Origin of the sequence: Elioraea thermophila (ex Habib et al. 2022), assembly GCF_003336755.1 — a bacterium.
In the GTDB taxonomy this organism is placed as follows: Bacteria; Pseudomonadota; Alphaproteobacteria; order Acetobacterales; family Acetobacteraceae; genus Elioraea; species Elioraea thermophila.
Genome location: NZ_QMDI01000002.1, coordinates 197422 through 217341, shown reverse-complemented (window position 1 = coordinate 217341; position 19920 = coordinate 197422). Strand labels below are relative to the sequence as shown.

The following is a 19920-nucleotide window of genomic DNA, read 5'->3' as shown; positions in this document are numbered from 1 at the left end:
GTCAGCCCCCCTCCCGCGCGAGCAGACCTTCGATCCGCCCCCGCAACGTGGCCGCGAAGTAGCGCGCCTCGAGCGCATCGCCCCGAAACAGCGCGCGCAGCAGGCCGCCGGCCGGGCGGACGAGGAAGGTCAGGATCGACGACAGAGGCGCGTGGCGACGCAGCACGACGCCGAGCCCGGCGCCGTAGACGCGAGCGCGCGCAGCCGCGATCTCCGTCCGTCGCTTGTCCGGGTGGATGACGTGAAGCGCCGGGTCGTAGACGGCACGGTGTCCGGAGCGGATCGCGCGCGCCACCAGGTCGTTGCCCTCGGCTGATCCGAAACGCGTGCCGGGGCCGAGGCGTTCGTCGAACCCGCCCAAGGCCTGCGCGACATCGCGCCTGAACCACAGGTTGAACTCGATCACGCTGGTCCAGACGGTGCGCAGATCGATCGCGCCCCCCTCGCGGCGCCAGCGACCGGACCCCAAGCCGCCGGAGGGCGATGCTGCAGGGCCGGTGAGCACGGGGAGGGTCGGGTCGTCGCGGAAGGCGCGATCGACGCGATCGAGCACGCCGGGGGGGAGGAGGCAGTCGTCGTCGGGGAAGGCGACGAGGTCGCCACGTGCCCGCGCAAGGCCGAGGTTGCGCGCGGCATTGGCGTGCGGACGCGGGGTGCGGAGATGGAGCAAGGGAAGCCGTTCGCGAAACGGCACGAGCACGGGCACGAGACGATCGTCGGCGTTCTGGTCGACCACGATCACCTCGACATCCTCGCGCCCTTGCGTGAGCACGCTCTCCAGCAGGTGGCCGAGCTCGATGTCGCGGCCGAGCGTGGCGACGATGAGGGAGAAGCGCGGCTCAGGCATGAGCAAGGTGGCGGGCGACGGCGTCGCGCAGGCCTTGCCGGAAGCGCGCGATGGAGAAACGCTCGGCGTTGGCGCGGCACGCGTGCGGCGTGAAGCGGGAAGCCTCGGCTTCGAATCGCTCCACCGCGGCGACGATCGCCTCCACCGACTGTTCGGCGAACAGGATCCCGGTCGGCTCGGCTCCCGTCTCCGGTGTGCGCACGATGTCGCGCGCACCACCGCGGCCGAAGGCGATCAGCGGCGTGCCGCAGGCTTGCGCTTCGACGAGCGCGATGCCGAAATCCTCCTCGGCGGCGAAGACGAAGGCGCGCGCCGTGCGCATCAGACGCACGAGCTCGCTGCGCGGCACGTGACCGCGGAGGTCGATGTTCGGCGCGCCTGCCGCCGCCGCATGCACCTGCGCCCTTTGTGGCCCGTCACCCACCACGACGAGTCGGCGGCCGGGCATATGCCGAAACGCGGCGACGACGAGATCGACCCGTTTGTAGGGCGCGAGCCGCGAGGCGACGAGATAGTGCGTGCGCGGTTCGGTGCCGACGGAAAACGCCTCCGTATCGACCGGCGGATGCAGCACCTCCGCCTCGCGCCGCCAGGCCTTGCGGATCCGTTCCGCGACGTAGCTCGAGTTGGCGAGAATCGCGTCGGGCCGTGCCGCACTCGCCTGGTCCCACAGCCTGAGCCGATGCAGGAGCCAGCGCACATAGGCGCCCTTGATGCCGCGCTCGAGCCCTGATTCGCGCAAGTATTGCGCCTGCAGGTCCCACGCATAGCGCATGGGGGAGTGCACGTAGGCGATGTGCACCGTGCCGGGGCCCGTGATCGCCCCCTTGGCAACGGCATGGGAGGAGGAGAGGACGAGGTCGTAGCCTGCGAGGTCGAGGCTTTCGATGGCAAGCGGCATCAGGCCGAGATAGTTGCGAAAGCGTCGCCGCGCGAAAGGGAGGCGCTGGATGAAGGTGGTGCGGGGCGTGCGGCCGCCCAGAAAGCCGCGCTCGCTCTCGGGGAGGAAGTCGCACAGCGCGTAGAGGTCGGCCTCCGGGAACACCGCGAGCATCTGCTCGAGCACCCGCTCGGAGCCCGCATAGGTGTCGAGCCACTCGTGCACGATGGCGACCTTCACCGCACCTCCTCCGGCAGGGCGTCGCGCAAGGCTTCGGCGGCGGCACGCCAGGTGAAGCGCGCCGCACGCCGCCTTCCATCTTCGCGCAAGCGGTGCGCGAGGTCGGCATCCTCGAGGACGCGATGGAGTGCGCCGATCAGGGCGCGCGCGTCCTCGGGCGGAAACAACAGCGCGTCCTCGCCGACCACCTCGGGCACCGCCCCGGCGTTGCCGGCGATCACCGGGCAGCCGCAGGCCATCGCCTCGAGCGGCGGCAGGCCGAAACCCTCATACCGGGATGGAAACAGCAGCGCGGCCGCGTTCTCGTAGAGGGCGCGCAATTCACCGTCTGTCACGCGCCCGACCGACACCGCGCCCTCGAGCGCGCCCGCGGGCCGGAACACCGCCGGATCGGCCCGTCCGGCCACGGCGAGCGCCAGGCCGCGCTCGGCGAGGAAGCCGCGCGCGGCGGCGAGCAGGGAGAGGTTCTTGTGCGCCGCCCCAGTGCCGACGGCGAGCACGTAGCGGGAAGGCAAAAGGCCGTTCCGTTCCAGTACCGAACAGTCCGCCGCCTCGCGCAGGATGTGCTCCGCTCCCTCGGGGATGACGGTGATGGTCGCGGGGTCGAGCCGCAAGGCGGCGGCGATGCGGCCGCGCGAGAACCGCGAGACGGTGACGATGCGCGCGCCGAACCGCGCAAGCGCCCGCTGCAGCAGTCGATACCAGGCGCGGAAGGCGAGGCTGTAGGACTCGGGCGTGTCGAAGGCGCCGGCGTCGTGGATCAGCACCGTCTGCCGCGCACCAACGGCAAGCGGTGCGGTGTTGCCGAGATTGAGCAGCCATGCTTGGCGCGCGGCGCGCGGCAGCACGATCTGTTCCCAAGCCTGACCGGACAGCGGGCCCACGGTTTCGACCGCGATCGCCTGCAACGACGGGTGCGGGGTGCCGGGTGGCGCGACAAGGCGGGACGCTGGCCAGCGTCCTTCCGCGGCGAGGGCCTCGGCGGCGGTGATCAGTTCGCGCGCGACCCGTTGCACGCCCGTGACGGCCTGGGCGAGGAAGCGCCCGTTGATGACGAGCCTCATCGTGCAGTGCGCAGCAGGTGGATGGGGCGGCGCAGGGCGGCGCGCTCGTCCGGCTCAAGCGCCCGCAGGGCGAAACCGACGAAGAGAGCGGCGGCGAGGGCGATCAGGACGGCCTGGCCGGTAGGGGAGAGCACCGGAGCAACCGCCAGCACGAGCCCTGCCGCAGCGACCGGCACCGCCGAACGATGGAGCGCCGCCGCAGCTGCGGGGTAGAGCCGTGCTGCGAGCAGGGTGCGTCCGGCCCACTCGCCGGCACAGCGCAGGGCCCAAGCGAGAGCGGCGCCCTCGATGCCGCCGAGACGGAGCAGCACAAGCAGGAGCGGGATCGAAACGACGGCGACTGCGAGCTGCAGCCGCGCGGTGACGTCTGGCCGCCCGATCGCCTCGAGCAGGCTTCCGGGCGCGAAGGAAGCGCAGGAGAACAGGATCCCCACCGCCAGGGTGCGGAGCACGCCCGCCCCGCCTTCGGCGAAGGCGGGGCCGAGCCAGAGCCGAAGCAGCGTTTCCGCCCCGCCCGAGAGCAGGATCGCACCGGGCAGGACGAGGGCGGCGATCAGCAGCACCCCCCGCCGCGTCAGCCGCGCCGTCTCCTCCGGCCGCGCTCGGAAGGTGGAGGCGAGGGCCGGCATCAAGGCTTGGGCGACGGCGACGGGCAGGATCCACAGCCGCATCGCGAGATCGAGCGGGGTGGCGTAGAAGGCGACCGCCGCGAGCGAGAGGAAGGCGCCGATCAGGAAACGGTCGAGGTAGAGGCTCGCCTGGGTGAGGACGCCAGAGAGGCTGAGCCAGCCGCCGAGCCGCAGCAGCGGAACGACGGCGCCCGGTCGAATGCGGCGAAAGGCGGAGAGCGGCACGAGGTCGCGCGTCAGCCAAGCGTAGCTCAGCGTGTTGAGCAGCCGCGCGGCGACCAGGGCGAGCATCACGCCGGCGAGCGAGTCCCAGACGAGGAGAACCAGGAGCGGCCCCAGATAATACAGCACCGCCACCGGCATGGTGGCGAGATTGGCGGCGCGAAACCGGCCGTGCGCGGCGAGCACGCCCCATAGTGCCGCGTTGACCACGACGAGCGGGGCGGCGGCCACGAGCACCCGGAAGCCTGCGATCGCTTCCGCCTGCAGGGCAGGCGGAACGGTGAGCGCCCGACCCATCAGCCACGGCACGGCGGCCCACAGGGCGGCGGCAACGCCGGCACTCAGCCCGACCAGCAGGAGCAGGGCGGACGCGATCAGCGCGTCCTCGCCCTCACGCTCGCCGCGCCCGAGCCGGTCGGCGATGGTGCGGGTGAGCGCCGCCCCAACCCCGAGGTCGAACACGCCGAACACGCCGACCAAGCCGAGCGCCAGGGTGAACAGGCCCCACCGCTCGATGCCGAGGGCGGATACGAGTGGGGGGGTGAGAGCGAGCGCCACCAGCAGCGGCAGACCGCGGCCGAGCAGGTTCCAGAACGCGCCGCCGAGGATGCGGCGGGTCGCGGTCGGGTCACCCGGGCCGGCGGCGCCGAGGGGGCGGTCTCGCATGGGAGGGAGGGGTAGCGCATCCGGAGCGGTGCCGCAGCACCGCTCCGGCTACGGAACGGCGTCAGTAGGCGCCCTTGCGGGCGAGCACGGCGAACGGCGTGCGCAGGAGGATGGCGAGGTCGGTCAGCAGCGAAAAGCGCTCGACATAGGCGACATCGAAGGCGACGCGCTCGGCGTAGGTGGTGTCGCTGCGGCCGCTGATCTGCCACGGGCCCGTCAGCCCCGGCCGAACGGCGCGGTAGTGCGCGGCGGCCGTGCCGTAGAACTGGGCGAGCTCCGACTGCTGCACCGGGCGGGGCCCGACGAGGCTCATGTCGCCGGCGAGCACGTTGAAGAGCTGGGGCAGTTCGTCGAGCGAGGTCGCGCGCAGAAAGCGCCCGATCGCGGTCACGCGGGGATCGCGTCGCAGCTTGCGGGTGGCCTCCCATTCGGCGCGGGCGAGCGGGTCGCGCTCCAGCAAGGCGGCGAGCCGGGCATCGGCGTCCACCACCATGCTGCGGAACTTCAGGCAGCGGAACGGCACGCCGCCGCGCCCGACCCGGGTATGGCCGTAGAGGACGGGGCCGCCGTCGCGCGCGACCAGGAGCGCGATGATCAGCATGACGGGGGCGAAGACGACGAGCAGGGCGGCAGCACCCGCGATGTCGATCGCCCGCTTCACCGCCCGCGCGATCGGCCCGGGGCGGCGCGTGGCGGCGAGATCGTTGGCGGGGAGGGGGAGGGTGTGGGCGGCGGTTTGCGTGAGCGGCAAACCGGCGGGCTCGACGGCGACGGCCGGCTGCTCGACCGGCAGCACCTGGCGAATTTCGGCGGAGAGCATTCGTTGGACCCCTTTCGCACCGGCGCATCGGCCGGCACGGTCGGGATCTTCGGAGAGACCTTCGTCGAGACGAGGACGGAGCTTTGGCGGGATTGTGGCGTGTTGAGACGGCACGCGTAGTCGGAAGCGGCGCGCTTGCCTACGGTGTGGCAGCGCTCCTCGGCGTGCTCGCGGCCGCCTGGCTGCTGCCGCGCGATTTCGTCCTGCCGCCCGCTCATCCCGATTGGCGAAGCCTCGGCGACATCGCCCAGCACATCATCGCCCAGCGCTCCTTCCTGGCCGAGCCCTGGGGCTGGCCGCCGTTGGTGGCGCGCCGGCTCGGTGAGGGGGGCACGAACATCGCGCTTGCTGACGGCATTCCCCTGTTCGCGCTGCTGCTCAAGGGTTTCCGCTCCCTCTGGCCGCCGGGGTTCCACGGCATCGGGCTTTGGCATGCGGTGGTGATGGTGCTGCAACCGCTCGCCGCGGTGTTCGCGCTGCGTTGCGCCGGCGAATCGAGGCTGCTGCCCGCTCTCGGTCTGGCTCTTGCCGCGCTCTCCATGCCGGCTTGGCTCGCGCGGCACGGCCATGCCGCGCTCATGGGTCATTTCCTGCTCCTGCTGGCCTTGGGACTGTCGCTGTCCGCCGTGCGTCGGCCAAGCGTATCGGTGTGGACCTGGGCCGTCGTCCTCGCCGTCGCGGCGCTGCTCGTGCACCCTTACCTTGCGGCGATGGTGTTGGCGGTGCTGGGTGCCGCACCTCTGACCTTGTTGCTGCGGCCCGACCGACGCTGGCTTGCCGCCGCGGTCGGGGCGGCGGTGGCGGCGGGTGCCGTCGGGCTTGCGCTTGCCCTCCTCGGCTATCTCGGCGCGACCGGGGAAGGAGGCTACGGCAACTACGCGCTCAATCTTCTTTCCCCCGTCTGGCCGGCGCGGTCGTTCTTCTTCCCTGGCATCACCCGCGAGATCGACGCCACCGGCTTCGGCGGCTGGGAGGGCTATGCGTGGCTCGGGTTGGGGCTGATCGCGGCGCTCGCCCTGGTGCTGGTCGGGCGGCTCGCCGCCGTGCTTGTGGTTGTTCGCCGCCACGCCGGCCTCGCCGTCGTACTCCTCGGCTTGACGGCCCTTGCCATCACGCACCGGGTCGGCCTGGGCGAGCACGTCGTGCTCGACCTTGGGCCGCCGCCCGGCTTCCTCGAGCAGTTCCGTGCCTCGGGCCGCTTCTTCTGGCCCGTCCTCTACGGGCTGCTGATCGGGTCGTTCGCCCTCGTCGCGCGGACGTTCCGATCCGGCCCCGTTCTCGTCCTCCTCTTCGGGCTCATCCAGGTCATCGATGCCGCGCCCAACCGGGCGGCACTGGCGGACTGGGCGTCTCGACGCGCGCCGTGGACGGTGGAGGCCGACGTGCTTCGCCCCCTCATCGCGGACGCGGAACGGGTGACGATCCTGCCCTCCTGGCCCTGCATCCCGCCCGAGGGCCACGCGACGCGCGAGCGCGTGCAGGAGCTGTTGCTGCTCGTGTCGGAATTCGTGAAGCCGACGAACACGATGCAGCTCGCGCGCTGGCCGGAGCCCCCCCTGTGCCGCGATGCCGAGACCGCCGCCGTGCCCCCCGTGCCGGGCGAGCTTCGCCTGATCCTGCCCGAGGCGCGGGCCCTACTCGGCGGCGCGCGGGGTTGCCGGGAGGTCGGCGCGCTGCTCGTCTGCCGCGGCGGCTGAAGGGGCGCGGCTCGGCAGATGCCGCTCGACGATGTAGAGCGGGCGGCCCTTCGTCTCGTTGAACACCCGCCCGAGATACTCGCCGATGATGCCGAGGGTGACGAGCTGCACGCCACCCAGGAACAGCACGACCGTGATCAGGCTCGGGTAGCCGGGGACGGGGTTGCCGAACAGCAGGGTGCGCACGACCATGAAGGTGCCGTAGGCGAGGGCGCCCGTTGCACAGAGCAGGCCGAGATAGGTCGCGACCTTGAGGGGGGCGACGGTGAAGCTGGTGATGCCCTCGAGCGAGAGGTTCCAGAGCTTCCAGTAGTTCCACTTGGTGGTGCCGGCCGCACGCGGCGCGCGATGATACAGCACGGCCTTGGACGGGAAACCGATCCAGGCGAACAGCCCCTTCATGAAGCGGTGCTGTTCGCGCAAGGTGAGCAGCGCGTCGGTGGCGCGCCGGCTCATCAGCCGGAAGTCGCCCGTGTCGCGGGGGAGTTTCACGCGCCCGCCGAGCCGTTCCATCACCCGGTAGAAGGCGGCGGCGGTGGCCCGCTTCAGCCAGGTCTCGCCCGCGCGCGCCCGGCGCTGCGCGTAGACGACGTCGTAGCCCTCGCGCCAGGTGCGCACGAGCTCCGGGATCAGTTCGGGCGGATCCTGCAGGTCGGCGTCGATGACGATCACCGCCTCCGACCCACGCGCGTGGTCGAGCCCGGCGGTGAGCGCGATCTCCTTGCCGAAGTTGCGCGAGAGGTTGACCACCGAGACGTGCGGATCGCGCTCGCGCAAGGACAGCATGACGGCGAGCGTGCCGTCGCGCGAGCCGTCGTTGACGTAGACCACCTCCCACGGCAGGCCGAGCCCGTCCATCACCGCGGCGAGGCGACGGTGGAATTCGGGCAGCACCTCCTCCTCGTTGTAGGCGGGCACGACGACGGAGAGGGCGGGCGGCGGCCCGGCGGCGGCCTCCGAACCGCGCCCGGCGAGGGGGAGGGGAAGGTGGGTCACGACCGGCATGGTAGCGCGGGCGAAGCACGCCGTCGCGGCGCCTCCGTGGCGGGACGGCGGCAAGGGTGGGTCGCTCAGCCCGGCGGGGCGGAGAGCGTGCGGCGCACGGCCTCGCGCCAGCGCTCAAGGACGGCGGCCCGCGCCCTCTCGTCGAGTTCGGGGACGAACCGGCGTTCGGCGGCCCAGGCGCGCGCCGTCTCCTCGGGCGAGGGGTAAAGGCCCGCGGCGAAGCCGGCGAGCCAGGCCGCGCCGAGAGCGGTCGTCTCCCGCATGGCCGGCCGATCGACCGGCGTGCCGGTGAGGTCGGCGATGCGCTGCATCGTCCAGTCGGAGACGGCGAGCCCCCCGTCCACCCGAAGGAGCGAGGGGCAATCCCCACCCCAGTCCTCCCGCATGGCGGCCAGCAGGTCGCAGGTCTGGAACGCGATCGAATCGAGCACGGCACGGGCGAGTTCGCGCCGTGTGGTGCCGCGCGTCAGCCCGAACAGGGCGCCACGGGCCTCGGCGTCCCACCACGGCGCGCCGAGCCCGGTGAAGGCCGGGACCAGGACGACGGGCTGGTCGGGGTCGGCCTCGGCGGCGAGGCGGTCGGTCTCCGCGGCGGTGGCGATCAGGCCGAGCCCGTCGCGCAGCCACTGCACGGCGGCACCGGCGACGAACACCGCGCCCTCCAGGGCGTAGGCCGTGCGGCCGGCGAAACGGTAGCCGAGGGTGGTGAGCATGCGGTTGCGTGAGGAGACGGGGGCGGCGCCGGTGTTGAGCAAGGCGAAGGCGCCGGTGCCGTAGGTCGCCTTCACCATGCCGGGGGCGAAACAGGCCTGGCCGATCAGCGCCGCCTGCTGGTCGCCCGCCACGCCGCGGATCGGGATGGCGGCGCCGAACAGCCGAGGCTCGGTGGTGCCGTAGTCGTCGGCGCAGTCGCGGAGTTCGGGCAGGATCGCGGGCGGGATGCGGAACAGGCGGCAGAGATCCTCGTCCCAGCGCAAGGTGGTGAGGTCGAGGAGCAGCGTGCGCGAGGCGTTGGTGGCGTCGGTGGCGTGGATTCGGCCGCCGGTAAGGCGCCAGAGCAGCCAGCTGTCGACGGTGCCGAAGGCGAGCCGTCCCGCCTCGGCGGCCTCGCGTGCACCCTCCACCCGGTCGAGAAGCCAGGCGATCTTGGTCGCCGAGAAATAGGGGTCGAGCAGGAGCCCCGTGCGGGCGGTGACGAAAGATTCGTGGCCTTCGGCGCGAAGCCGCGCGCAGGCCTCCGCCGTGCGGCGGTCCTGCCAGACGATGGCGCGATGGATGGGGCGGCCGCTGGCGCGGTCCCAGAGCAGGGTCGTTTCGCGCTGGTTGGTGAGCCCGATGGCGGCGATGGCGGAGGCGGCAAGCCCCGCACGCGCCAGGGCGGTGCGGGCCGTGGCGAGGGTGGTGCGCCAGAGGTCCTCCGGGTCGTGCTCGACCCAGCCGGGAGCGGGGTAGTGCTGCGGGAACTCCTCCTGGGCGGAGGCGATCAGACGCCGGTCGGCATCGAACACGAGTGCTCGTGTCGAGGTGGTGCCCTGGTCGATGGCGAGGACGAAGCCGCTCACGCCGCGGCCTCCGCCCGAAGGCCGTCGAGGGCGCGAGCGACAGCCTCGCGCCCGGCCGAATCCAGGCGAAGGCCCAGCTTGGTGCGGCGCCAGAGCACATCCTCGACCGTGCGCGCCCATTCGTGGCGGACGAGCCAGAGGAGTTCCGCCTCCGTGAGCCCCGCCCCGAGGTCGCGCCCGAGCTCCTGGGGCGTGCGGGCGTCGCCGAGCACACGCGCCGCGAGGGTGCCGTAGGACCGCGCGAGGCGACGGGTCCTGCGCGAATCGAGGAAGGGGAAGCGGGCGCGCAGGTCGCCGATCAGGGCATCGATGCCGTCGATCGGGAAATCCCCGCCCGGGAGAGGCGTGCGCCCGGTCCAGCCCGAAGCAAGACCGCGCACGGCGGGCAGATGCGGCGCGAGCTTGGCAAGCGCGGCCTCGGCGAGGCGCCGATACGTGGTGATCTTGCCGCCGAAGATGGACAGGAGGGCTGGGGCCCCCACCGGCGCATCGAGGGCGAGCACGTAATCCCGGGTCGCTTCCTGCGCGGCGGAGGCACCGTCGTCGTAGAGGGGGCGCACCCCGGCGTAGGACCAGACGACGTCGTCGGGCGAGACCGGGCGGCGGAACCAGGCGGAGACGGCGCGGCAGAGATAGGCGACCTCCTCCGCCGTCGCGTGCACCGCGGCTGGATCGCCGGTGTGATCGACATCGGTGGTGCCGATGAGGGTGAAGCCCTCCTCGTACGGGATGGCGAAGACGATCCGCCGGTCATCGTTCTGCAGGATGTAGGCCGAGGCGTGCGCGAACAGGCGTGGCACGACGATGTGGCTGCCGCGCACCAGCCGCACCGGGGCTGGGCTCTTGGTGCCGATCACCCGCTCCAGCACGTGCGCGACCCAGGGCCCGGCTGCATTGACCAGGGCGCGGGCGGCGAGGCCGCGGCGGGCAGCGGTTTCCGTGTCCTCGAGCGTGAGCCGCCACAGTCCCTCGCTCCGTTCGGCGGCAAGGAGGCGGGTGCGGGTGAGGATCCTCGCCCCGCGATCGGCGGCGTCGCGCGCGTTGAGCACGACAAGGCGGGCGTCGTCGACCCAGCAATCGGCGTAGGCGAAACCGCGCCGAAGCCCCTGGCGCAGCGGCGCGCCCTCCGGCGCGGTGCGCAGATCCAGCACCCGTGTCGCGGGCAGGCGCCGCCGCCCGCCCAGGTGGTCGTAAAGGAAGAGTCCCAGCCGGAGCAGCCAGGCGGGGCGATGGTTCCGATCATGCGGCAGGATGAAGGTCAGCGGCCGGACGATGTGCGGCGCGATTCCCCACACCACCTCGCGTTCGGCGAGCGCTTCGCGCACGAGGCGGAAGGCGTGGTGCTCGAGATAGCGCAGCCCGCCGTGGATGAGCTTGGTGGACGTCGAGGAGGTGGCCTGGGCGAGGTCGCCCTGCTCGATCAGCGCCACGCGCCAGCCGCGGCCGGCGGCGTCGCGCGCGATGCCGGCGCCGTTGATGCCGCCGCCGATGATCGCGAGATCGACGGGGGGGAGGTCTGCATCGTGAGGGGCGCTTGGCACGAGCTGTGTTTAGGGCCCGCTCGGGCCTACGCGCAACGGCGCCTTGCCCAGCGCACGGGGGTGCGCTAGACGCGCCCTCTCTCTCGCGGGTGGTGCGGTCGGCGCGGGTTCGGCGGGCGTGGCGGAACTGGCAGACGCGCCGGATTTAGGTTCCGGTGACGCAAGTCGTGGGGGTTCAAATCCCTCCGCCCGCACCAGTGCAGGCACCGCCCACGCGGGCGGGGTGAGGTGAGGCGGATTGCTCATGCAGGTGGTGGAAAAGCCGGCGGAAGGGTTGCGGCGCGCGTTCTCGGTGGTCCTGCCGGCGGCGGAACTCGCCGCGCGCAAGGAGGCGCGGCTGGCCGAGCTCGGTCGCCAGCTTCGCCTGCCGGGGTTCCGGCCCGGCAAGGTGCCGCCGAAGATCGTCGCCCAGCGCTATGGCCAGGCGGTAATGAGCGAGGTGCTGGAGCGCTCGCTCGATGACGCCGCGCGCCGTGTGGTTGCCGATCACGGACTGAAGCCGGCGGCGCGGCCGCGGGTCGACATCGTGAACTGGTCGGAGGGGGCGGATCTCGAGTTCACCCTCGACATCGAGGTACTCCCCGAAATCACTATCCCCGAGCTGTCCGAGATCGCGGTGGAGAAGCTCGTCGCCACCGCCTCGGAGGAGGAGGTGGCGCGGCGCCTCGAGGAGATCGCCCGGCGGCATCGGCGCAGTGAACCGATCGAGGAGGCCCGCCCGGCGGCGGTCGGCGACCTGCTGGTGGTCGATTTCGTCGGCCGGATCAACGGCAAGCCGTTCAAGGGCGGCACGGCCTCCGATTTCGAGATCGAGGTCGGGGGCACGGGCTTCATTCCCGGCTTCACCGAGGGGTTGGTCGGGCTCGCGCCCGGCGAGACGAAGGAGATCGTCGTCACCTTTCCCGAGGGCTATCCGGCGGCGGAGCTTGCCGGCAAAGAGGCCACGTTCACGGTGACGGCGAAGGCGCTCAGGCGCGCCCTGCCGCCGGCGGTCGACGACGAGCTCGCCAAGAAGCACGGCTTCGAGACGCTGGAGGCGATGCGCGAGGCCGTGCGCAACGCGATTCAGCGCGAGTACGACCAGCTATCGCGGCTTCGGCTGAAGCGGGCGGTGCTCGACGCGCTGGCCGAGCGCGCCGCTTTCCCCGTGCCCGAAGGCATGGTGGAAGCCGAGTTCGGCGGCATCTGGCAGCGCGTCGAGCAGGAGATGAAGGAGGGCCGCCTCGACGAGGCGGATCGCGGCAAGGACGAGGCCACGCTGAAGGCCGAGTATCGGGCGATCGCCGAACGGCGGGTGCGGCTTGGGCTCCTGCTGGCCGAGATCGGGCGGGCGAACAACCTGTCGGTGTCGCAGGACGAGCTGCGCCGGGCAGTGATGGCGGAGGCCTCGCGCTACCCGGGCCAGGAGCGCAAGGTGGTCGAGTTCTTCCAGCAGAACCCGGAGGCGGTGGAAAGGCTGCGGGCGCCGATCTTCGAGGACAAGGTGATCGACTTCGTGGTGGCGCTGGCCAAGGTGACCGAGCGCACCGTGGAGCCTGCCGAGCTTGCGCGCGACCCCGATGCGCCGGCGGACGCTCCGGCGGCTGGCGCGGCGGCGGGATGAGACTATATTGTTGAAGGTCGATCGACGGGACGATCGACAACCCTCGGAAACGGAAGGAAACAGCCTTGTTCCGCGAGCGTGACCCGCTGGAGGTGTACAGCAACACCCTGGTGCCGATGGTGATCGAACAGACCGCGCGCGGCGAGCGGGCGTTCGACATCTACTCGCGCCTGCTCAAGGAGCGGATCATCTTCCTCACCGGGCCGGTCTACGACCAGGTGGCAAGCCTCCTGTGTGCGCAGCTCCTGTTCCTGGAAAGCGAGAACCCGAACAAGGACATCGCCTTCTACATCAACAGCCCCGGCGGTGTGGTCACCTCGGGCCTCGCGATCTACGACACCATGCAGTACATCCGCAGCCCCGTGAGCACGGTCTGCATCGGGCAGGCGGCCTCGATGGGCTCGCTGCTGCTCGCCGCCGGCGCAAAGGGCAAGCGCTACGCCCTGCCGAACAGCCGGATCATGGTGCATCAGCCTTCGGGCGGTGCGCAGGGCCAGGCGACCGACATCGAGATCCAGGCGCGCGAGATCCTCGCCATCCGGGCCCGGCTGAACCAGATCTACGCCAAGCACACGGGCCAGGACATCGAGACCATCGAGCGCACGCTCGAACGCGACCGCTTCATGTCCGGCGAAGAGGCGAAGGCCTTCGGCATCGTCGACCAGGTGGTGGAGAACCGGCCCGCGCCAGAGGCCGAGAAGAAGTGAGGCGGTGGGGGCCGGTCGGGGTTCGGACCGGCCCACCGTCCTTGTCTCCATCTGCGGTCAGCCCTAACATCAGGGGCTTGGCGGCGTGCCGAGCTCGGGAGCGGGCATGAGCAAATCGAGCGATTCCAAGAACACCCTGTACTGCTCGTTCTGCGGCAAGTCGCAGCACGAAGTCCGCAAGCTGATTGCAGGCCCGACGGTCTTCATCTGCGACGAGTGCGTCGAGCTCTGCATGGACATCATTCGCGAGGAGCACAAGTCGCACCTCGTGAAGACGCGCGATGGCATCCCCACCCCGCGCGAGATCTGTAAGGTCCTGGACGATTACGTGATCGGGCAGGATCACGCAAAGCGTGTGCTGAGCGTGGCCGTGCACAACCATTACAAGAGGCTGGCGCACGGGCAGAAGAACAACGACGTCGAGATCGCGAAATCCAACATCCTGCTGATCGGGCCCACCGGATCGGGCAAGACCCTGCTCGCCCAGACGCTCGCCCGCATCCTCGATGTGCCGTTCACCATGGCGGACGCGACGACGCTGACGGAAGCGGGCTACGTCGGCGAGGACGTCGAGAACATCATCCTCAAGCTGCTGCAGGCGGCGGACTACAACGTCGAACGCGCCCAGCGCGGCATCGTCTACATCGACGAGGTCGACAAGATCAGCCGCAAGTCGGACAACCCCTCGATCACGCGCGACGTCTCGGGCGAAGGTGTGCAGCAGGCGCTGCTCAAGATCATGGAGGGCACCATCGCCTCCGTGCCGCCGCAGGGCGGTCGCAAGCACCCGCAGCAGGAGTTCCTGCAGGTCGACACCTCGAACATCCTGTTCATCTGCGGCGGTGCCTTCGCCGGGCTGGAGAAGATCATCGCCGCCCGCGGCAAGGGCTCGGCGATCGGCTTCGGCGCCGACGTCCGTGCCCCGGATGAGCGGCGCACCGGGGCGCTGCTGAAGGAGGTCGAGCCCGAGGATCTGCTGAAGTTCGGCCTGATCCCGGAGTTCATCGGCCGGTTGCCGGTGATCGCGACCCTTGAGGATCTCGACGAACAGGCCCTGGTCGACATCCTGACCAAGCCGAAGAATGCGCTGGTGAAGCAGTACGCGCGCCTGTTCGAGATGGAGGGCGTGAAACTCACCTTCACCGACGACGCGCTGCGCACCATCGCCGCGCGCGCCATCCAGCGCCGCACCGGGGCGCGCGGCCTGCGCTCGATCATGGAGAGCATCCTGCTCGACACCATGTTCGACCTGCCCGGGCTCGACGGGGTGGAAGAGGTGGTGGTGAACCGCGAGGTGGCGGAAGGCCGAGCAAGCCCTCTCTACATCTACGCCGAACGTCGCGGCGAGACCACCAGCGCTTGAGGAAACGGCGGCGGGTCGCTCCGGCTGCGTCCGCCGCGCAGCCGCCCTGCCACGACAGGGGTGCCGAAGCCCCGCGCGCTCCCCATATGCCGAACTGTCACAGACGGGGCCGGCCGGCGTGACCGAAGGTGCGACGGCAGGGCCGCCGACCAGGAGAGGATAGGATGACCGACCAGCCGAAGACGCCCGCCCAGGGTCCGGAGACCGCGGCCACGCTGCCTGTTCTGCCCCTGCGCGACATCGTCGTCTTCCCGCACATGATCGTGCCGCTGTTCGTGGGGCGCGAGAAGTCCGTCCGCGCCCTCGAGGCGGTGATGAAGGACGACAAGCAGATCCTGCTCGTCACCCAGAAGAACGCCGCGCAGGACGATCCGGGCACCGACGACATCTATCACGTCGGCACGATCGCCACCGTGCTGCAGCTCCTGAAGCTGCCCGACGGCACGGTGAAGGTGCTGGTGGAAGGCGGGCGGCGTGCGCGGATCGTCGCCTTCAAGGAAACCGAGGCCTACTTCGAAGGCTTCATTCAGCCGATCGAGGAGGTGTTCGGGGATGCGCGCGAGCTCGAGGCGCTGGCGCGTACGGTGGTCGGGCAGTTCGAGCAGTACATCAAGCTGAACAAGAAGATCCCGCCCGAGGTCCTGGTCTCGATCAACCAGATCGAGGACCCGGCCAAGCTCGCCGACACGGTCGCCTCGCACCTCTCGCTGAAGATCCCCGAGAAGCAGGCGCTGCTGGAGACCGCCAACGTCGCCGAGCGGCTCGAGAAGGTCTTCGCCCATATGGAGGGCGAGATCGGCGTGCTTCAGGTGGAGAAGCGCATCCGCAACCGCGTCAAGCGGCAGATGGAGAAGACGCAGCGCGAGTACTACCTGAACGAGCAGCTGAAGGCGATCCAGAAGGAGCTCGGCGAAGGCGAGGACGGCCGGGACGAGGCGGCCGAGATCGAGGAGAAGATCAAGAAGACCAAGCTCTCCAAGGAGGCGCGCGAGAAGGCGCTCGCCGAATTGAAGAAGCTGCGCACCATGAGCCCGATGAGCGCCGAGGCCACGGTGGTGCGCAACTACCTCGACTGGCTCCTCTCCATCCCCTGGAAGAAGAAGACCAAGATCAAGACCGATCTGGCGGCGGCGGAGAAGATTCTCAACGACGACCATTACGGTCTCGAGAAGGTGAAGGAGAGGATCCTCGAGTACTTGGCCGTGCAGGCGCGCAGCCAGAAGATCCGCGGTCCCATCCTGTGCCTGGTCGGACCGCCCGGCGTGGGCAAGACCTCGCTCGGCAAGTCGATCGCCAAGGCGACGGGGCGGAACTTCGTGCGCATGTCGCTGGGTGGGGTGCGCGACGAGGCCGAGATCCGCGGCCACCGTCGCACCTACATCGGCTCGATGCCGGGCAAGATCATCCAGGGGATGAAGAAGGCGAAATCCTCCAACCCCCTCTTCCTGCTGGACGAGATCGACAAGCTGGGCGCGGATTGGCGGGGTGATCCGTCCTCGGCGCTGCTCGAGGTGCTCGACCCGGAGCAGAACAGCACCTTCAACGACCACTACCTGGAGGTGGATTACGACCTCTCGGACGTGATGTTCGTCACCACGGCGAACAGCCTGCGCATGCCGCAGCCGCTGCTCGACCGCATGGAGATCATCCGCATCCCCGGCTACACGGAGGACGAGAAGGTCGAGATCGCCAAGCGCCACCTGATCCCGAAGGTGTCGGAGGCGAACGGGCTGAAGCCGTCCGAGTGGTCGATCTCCGACGACGCGCTGCGCGACCTCATCCGCTACTACACGCGAGAGGCCGGCGTGCGGAACCTCGAGCGCGAAATCGCCGGCCTCGCGCGGAAGGCGGTGCGCGAGATCGTGCAGAAGAAGGCCGGCAAGGTCGCCATCACGCGCAAGAACCTCGAGAAGTATGCCGGGGTGCGGAAGTACCGCTACGGTGAGGCCGAGGCCGAGGACATGGTCGGCGTCGTCACCGGGCTCGCCTGGACGGAGGTCGGCGGCGAACTCCTCTCCGTCGAGGCGGTGGTGATGCCCGGCAAGGGCAACGTCAAGCACACCGGCAAGCTCGGCGACGTGATGCAGGAGAGCGTGCAGGCGGCGATGAGCTACGTGCGCTCGCGCGCGTTGCAGTTCGGCATCGCGCCGCCCTTGTTCGAGAAGCGCGACATCCACGTGCACGTGCCGGAGGGGGCGACGCCGAAGGACGGGCCGTCGGCCGGCGTCGCCATGGCGACCGCCATCGTCTCGGCGCTGACGGGGATCCCGGTGCGGCGCGACATCGCGATGACCGGCGAGATCACGCTGCGCGGGCGCGTGCTGCCGATCGGCGGGCTGAAGGAGAAGCTGCTCGCAGCCCTCCGGGGCGGCATCACCACGGTGCTGATTCCGAAGGAGAACGAGAAGGACCTCGCGGAGATCCCCGACAACGTGAAGAAGGGGTTGAAGATCGTGCCCGTATCCTCGGTGGACGAGGTGATCCGCGAGGCGTTGACCCGCCAGCCGACTCCGATCGCCTGGGAGGAGCCGGTCGAGCCGGCGGCGGAGAAGGGTGCGACGGAGGCTGCGGTCGGGCGACTCGCGCACTGACGCGTCGGCCCGCGCCGTGCCGAGCGCCGAGTCGGTGGCCGGAAAGGCAGGCAAAACAAGGCTCCCGCTGCAGGAGGGCAGGGAAAGTGGCGGTTTTCCGCGACTTTTCCTGCCCCTCTGATTGACGGGGGCAAAATCCGCTGCCTAGAGTGCCGATCGGTACGGAGCCGGTTCCGAGTCGGCGCCGGCTTGGCCGATCTCGCAAGGGCAAGAGGGCAGCAGAGGTGAACAAGAACGATCTGGTGGCGCACGTCGCCGACAAGACCGACCTGTCGAAGGCCAAGGCGGCCGAGGTGATCGACACCGTCTTCGCCGCGATCGAGGGGGCATTGAAGAAGAAGCAGGAGGTGCGGATCGTGGGGTTCGGCACCTTCTCGACCTCCAAGCGCAAGGCCGGCAAGGGCCGCAACCCGCGCACCGGCGAGGAGATCAAGATCCCGGCGACCGTCAGCGTCCGCTTCAAGGCCGGCAAGGGCTTGAAAGAGGCGGTCAACTGAGGTTTCTCGCAGGGCACGCGGCCGGTTTCGGCCGGCACGCGCGGCTTCGCGATCGTGCTCGACGTGCAGGTGGGCGGTTAGCTCAGCGGTAGAGCGCCTGTCTTACACACAGGATGTCGGCGGTTCGACCCCGTCACCGCCCACCAGCCCGGTGCGGTGCTTGACTTCGCCGGGCACCGACCGTAGTTCCACATTGATCGCGCGGGTGTAGCTCAGTCGGTCAGAGCGCCGGCCTGTCACGCCGGAGGTCGCGGGTTCGAGCCCCGTCACTCGCGCCACTCTCTTCCGCCATTACGCACGAAACGCTTCGGCAAGCCGCTGGAAAAGCGGGGCGCGCCCCTCTATGCTAACGGTGGGTGAGCCTCGCCTGCTGGCGAGGCCGGGAGGAGCGTCTTTTCGTCGTGAGCGTCGATCTCGCCGAGTATTTCCCGATCCTGGTGTTCATCGGCATCGCGGCCGTCATCGCGGTCGCCATGGTTGTGGGCAGCCTGCTCGCGGCGCGCCAGAACCCCGATGCAGCCAAGCTGTCGCCCTATGAATGCGGTTTCGATCCGTTCGACGACGCCCGACGCCGATTCGACGTCCGCTTCTACCTGGTCGCCATCCTGTTCATCATCTTCGACCTCGAGGTCGCTTTTCTCTTCCCCTGGGCCGTGGCACTCGGCGACATCGGCTGGCTCGGCTTCGGCTCGATGATGGCCTTCCTTGCGGTTTTGACCGTCGGTTTCATCTACGAGTGGCGTAAGGGTGCTCTCGAGTGGGAGTGAGTGCGGGGGAGGATTGGCGATGACGACCTCGATTGCCTGGAACCGGGAGGCGCTGCCGCCGGGCCCCGCGCAGGACGCGGTGCTGAAGCAGGCGACCCAATCACTGGTCGAGAAGGGGTTTCTGGTTGCCCAGCTCGACAAGCTGGTGAATTGGGCCCGCACGGGCAGTCTCTGGCCGATGACCTTCGGGCTTGCCTGTTGCGCGGTGGAGATGATCCACGCCTACATGAGCCGCTACGATCTCGATCGCTTCGGCATCATCCCGCGCGCGAGCCCGCGCCAGAGCGACGTGATGATCGTCGCCGGTACGCTGACCAACAAGATGGCGCCCGCGCTCCGCCGCGTGTACGACCAGATGCCCGAACCGCGCTGGGTGATCAGCATGGGCTCCTGCGCCAATGGCGGGGGCTACTACCACTACAGTTACAGCGTCGTGCGCGGCTGCGACCGTGTGGTGCCCGTGGACGTGTACGTGCCCGGTTGCCCGCCGACGGCCGAGGCGCTGCTCTACGGCATCATGCAGCTGCAGAAGAAGATCCGCCGCAGCGGCTCCATCCTGCGGCGCTGATCGGGCCCTCCAGATGACGAGCACACTGGCCAGCTTGGGCGAGGACATCGCTGCCGCGTGCCCGCAGGCCGTCCTATCCTGGGGGGAACGGCTCGGCGAACTGCGCATCGATGCGCGGCGGGAACATCTGCTCGCGCTCATGCGCACGCTGCGCGACGATCCTCGATTCGCCTTTGTGCAACTGATGGATCTCTGCGGCGTCGATTGGCCGGAGCGGCCGGAGCGGTTCGAGGTCGTCTACAACCTGCTCGCACCGGTGCCGAACCGCCGCGTGCGCGTGGTCACGACGACGGACGAGGCGACCCCCGTGCCGTCGGTGGTCGAGATCTGGCCGGCGGCGGGCTGGTTCGAGCGCGAGGCCTGGGACCTGTTCGGCATCGTGTTCGAGGGCAACCCGGACCTGCGCCGCATCCTCACCGACTACGGCTTCGAGGGGCACCCGTTGCGCAAGGACTTCCCGCTGACGGGTCACGTCGAGCTTCGCTACGATGAGGAAACGAAGCGACTCGTCTACGAGCCGGTGAAGCTCGCTCAGGACTTCCGCAACTTCGATTTCCTCTCGCCGTGGGAAGGCATGACCACGCTGCCGGGAGACGAGAAGGTGTACCGTGGCTGAAGTCGTCATCGGCGCTGGCGAAACGGGGCCTGGGG

Annotated in this window: 17 protein-coding genes and 3 tRNA genes; 12 read left to right on the top strand and 8 right to left on the bottom strand. The window is 70.0% G+C overall.

Annotated features, from left to right (window positions below; all coding sequences use genetic code 11):
* Nucleotide 1: 1 nt before the first annotated feature.
* From DWB05_RS02830 to DWB05_RS02810, 5 genes are all read right to left on the bottom strand, one after another.
* On the bottom strand, nt 2-847 hold the full coding sequence (locus tag DWB05_RS02830; protein WP_114374833.1) for a glycosyltransferase family 2 protein: 846 nt from the start codon (nt 845-847) through the stop codon (nt 2-4).
* Complete coding sequence (locus DWB05_RS02825; RefSeq protein WP_232818365.1) at nt 840-1967, bottom strand: glycosyltransferase; 1128 nt, start codon at nt 1965-1967, stop codon at nt 840-842. Before DWB05_RS02825 ends, DWB05_RS02830 begins: the two co-directional genes overlap by 8 nt.
* Complete coding sequence (locus DWB05_RS02820; protein ID WP_114374831.1) at nt 1964-3031, bottom strand: glycosyltransferase family 4 protein; 1068 nt, start codon at nt 3029-3031, stop codon at nt 1964-1966. Before DWB05_RS02820 ends, DWB05_RS02825 begins: the two co-directional genes overlap by 4 nt.
* Nucleotides 3028-4548 carry a flippase gene (locus DWB05_RS02815; protein WP_114374829.1) on the bottom strand — a complete coding sequence of 507 codons (1521 nt, stop codon included), beginning with the start codon at nt 4546-4548 and terminating at the stop codon, nt 3028-3030. Before DWB05_RS02815 ends, DWB05_RS02820 begins: the two co-directional genes overlap by 4 nt.
* 61 nt (nt 4549-4609) lie before the next feature.
* Nucleotides 4610-5368, bottom strand: coding sequence for a sugar transferase (locus tag DWB05_RS02810; protein ID WP_114374827.1), 759 nt, complete (start codon nt 5366-5368; stop codon nt 4610-4612).
* A 146-nt stretch (nt 5369-5514) separates the two neighbouring features.
* Here DWB05_RS02810 and DWB05_RS02805 point away from each other — a divergent pair, with 146 nt between their 5' ends.
* Nucleotides 5515-7065 (top strand): DUF6311 domain-containing protein, encoded by a 1551-nt coding sequence (locus DWB05_RS02805; RefSeq protein ID WP_114374825.1) that lies wholly within the window; start codon nt 5515-5517, stop codon nt 7063-7065.
* Here DWB05_RS02805 and DWB05_RS02800 read toward each other — a convergent pair.
* The 3 genes from DWB05_RS02800 to glpD form a co-directional block, all read right to left on the bottom strand.
* The gene (locus tag DWB05_RS02800; RefSeq protein ID WP_269815551.1) at nt 7003-8061 is read right to left on the bottom strand and encodes a glycosyltransferase family 2 protein; all 1059 of its coding nucleotides are present in this window, start codon (nt 8059-8061) and stop codon (nt 7003-7005) included. The genes DWB05_RS02805 and DWB05_RS02800 overlap by 63 nt on opposite strands.
* A gap of 74 nt (nt 8062-8135) precedes the next feature.
* Nucleotides 8136-9632 (bottom strand): glycerol kinase GlpK, encoded by a 1497-nt coding sequence (gene glpK / locus DWB05_RS02795; protein WP_114374820.1) that lies wholly within the window; start codon nt 9630-9632, stop codon nt 8136-8138.
* Nucleotides 9629-11173: a glycerol-3-phosphate dehydrogenase gene (glpD, locus tag DWB05_RS02790; protein ID WP_114374818.1), complete on the bottom strand. Its 1545-nt coding sequence runs from the start codon at nt 11171-11173 to the stop codon at nt 9629-9631. The genes glpK and glpD overlap by 4 nt, the downstream gene beginning before the upstream one ends.
* 112 nt (nt 11174-11285) lie before the next feature.
* On the opposite strand from glpD, the gene DWB05_RS02785 reads away from it, so the two are divergent.
* From DWB05_RS02785 to DWB05_RS02735, 11 genes are all read left to right on the top strand, one after another.
* Nucleotides 11286-11370, top strand: a tRNA-Leu gene (locus DWB05_RS02785).
* A gap of 47 nt (nt 11371-11417) precedes the next feature.
* Entirely contained in the window at nt 11418-12776 is a 1359-nt protein-coding gene (gene tig / locus DWB05_RS02780; protein WP_114374816.1) for a trigger factor, read from the top strand.
* A gap of 65 nt (nt 12777-12841) precedes the next feature.
* The gene (clpP, locus tag DWB05_RS02775; protein WP_114374814.1) at nt 12842-13483 is read left to right on the top strand and encodes an ATP-dependent Clp endopeptidase proteolytic subunit ClpP; all 642 of its coding nucleotides are present in this window, start codon (nt 12842-12844) and stop codon (nt 13481-13483) included.
* A gap of 106 nt (nt 13484-13589) precedes the next feature.
* Complete coding sequence (gene clpX / locus DWB05_RS02770; protein WP_114374812.1) at nt 13590-14846, top strand: ATP-dependent Clp protease ATP-binding subunit ClpX; 1257 nt, start codon at nt 13590-13592, stop codon at nt 14844-14846.
* Between the two features lie 164 nt (nt 14847-15010).
* Nucleotides 15011-17437, top strand: coding sequence for an endopeptidase La (lon, locus tag DWB05_RS02765; RefSeq protein WP_114374810.1), 2427 nt, complete (start codon nt 15011-15013; stop codon nt 17435-17437).
* Between the two features lie 224 nt (nt 17438-17661).
* The gene (locus DWB05_RS02760; RefSeq protein ID WP_114374808.1) at nt 17662-17934 is read left to right on the top strand and encodes an HU family DNA-binding protein; all 273 of its coding nucleotides are present in this window, start codon (nt 17662-17664) and stop codon (nt 17932-17934) included.
* A gap of 71 nt (nt 17935-18005) precedes the next feature.
* Nucleotides 18006-18080, top strand: a tRNA-Val gene (locus DWB05_RS02755).
* Nucleotides 18081-18135: 55 nt separating this feature from the next.
* Nucleotides 18136-18212 (top strand) — tRNA-Asp (locus DWB05_RS02750).
* Between the two features lie 123 nt (nt 18213-18335).
* Entirely contained in the window at nt 18336-18701 is a 366-nt protein-coding gene (locus DWB05_RS02745) for an NADH-quinone oxidoreductase subunit A (protein WP_114376515.1), read from the top strand.
* A 19-nt stretch (nt 18702-18720) separates the two neighbouring features.
* Complete coding sequence (locus tag DWB05_RS02740) at nt 18721-19269, top strand: NuoB/complex I 20 kDa subunit family protein (RefSeq protein ID WP_114374806.1); 549 nt, start codon at nt 18721-18723, stop codon at nt 19267-19269.
* A 13-nt stretch (nt 19270-19282) separates the two neighbouring features.
* Entirely contained in the window at nt 19283-19885 is a 603-nt protein-coding gene (locus DWB05_RS02735; protein WP_114374804.1) for an NADH-quinone oxidoreductase subunit C, read from the top strand.
* Nucleotides 19886-19920: the final 35 nt, after the last annotated feature.

Excerpts from the sequence above, each read along its gene's own strand:
- DWB05_RS02830 (WP_114374833.1), bottom strand. The coding sequence starts at position 847 with ATGCCTGAGCCGCGCTTCTCCCTCATCGTCGCCACGCTCGGCCGCGAC.
- DWB05_RS02820 (WP_114374831.1), bottom strand. The coding sequence starts at position 3,031 with ATGAGGCTCGTCATCAACGGGCGCTTCCTCGCCCAGGCCGTCACGGGC.
- DWB05_RS02815 (WP_114374829.1), bottom strand. The coding sequence starts at position 4,548 with ATGCGAGACCGCCCCCTCGGCGCCGCCGGCCCGGGTGACCCGACCGCG.
- DWB05_RS02810 (WP_114374827.1), bottom strand. The coding sequence starts at position 5,368 with ATGCTCTCCGCCGAAATTCGCCAGGTGCTGCCGGTCGAGCAGCCGGCC.
- tig (WP_114374816.1), top strand. The coding sequence starts at position 11,418 with ATGCAGGTGGTGGAAAAGCCGGCGGAAGGGTTGCGGCGCGCGTTCTCG.
- clpX (WP_114374812.1), top strand. The coding sequence starts at position 13,590 with ATGAGCAAATCGAGCGATTCCAAGAACACCCTGTACTGCTCGTTCTGC.
- lon (WP_114374810.1), top strand. The coding sequence starts at position 15,011 with ATGACCGACCAGCCGAAGACGCCCGCCCAGGGTCCGGAGACCGCGGCC.
- DWB05_RS02740 (WP_114374806.1), top strand. The coding sequence starts at position 18,721 with ATGACGACCTCGATTGCCTGGAACCGGGAGGCGCTGCCGCCGGGCCCC.
- DWB05_RS02735 (WP_114374804.1), top strand. The coding sequence starts at position 19,283 with ATGACGAGCACACTGGCCAGCTTGGGCGAGGACATCGCTGCCGCGTGC.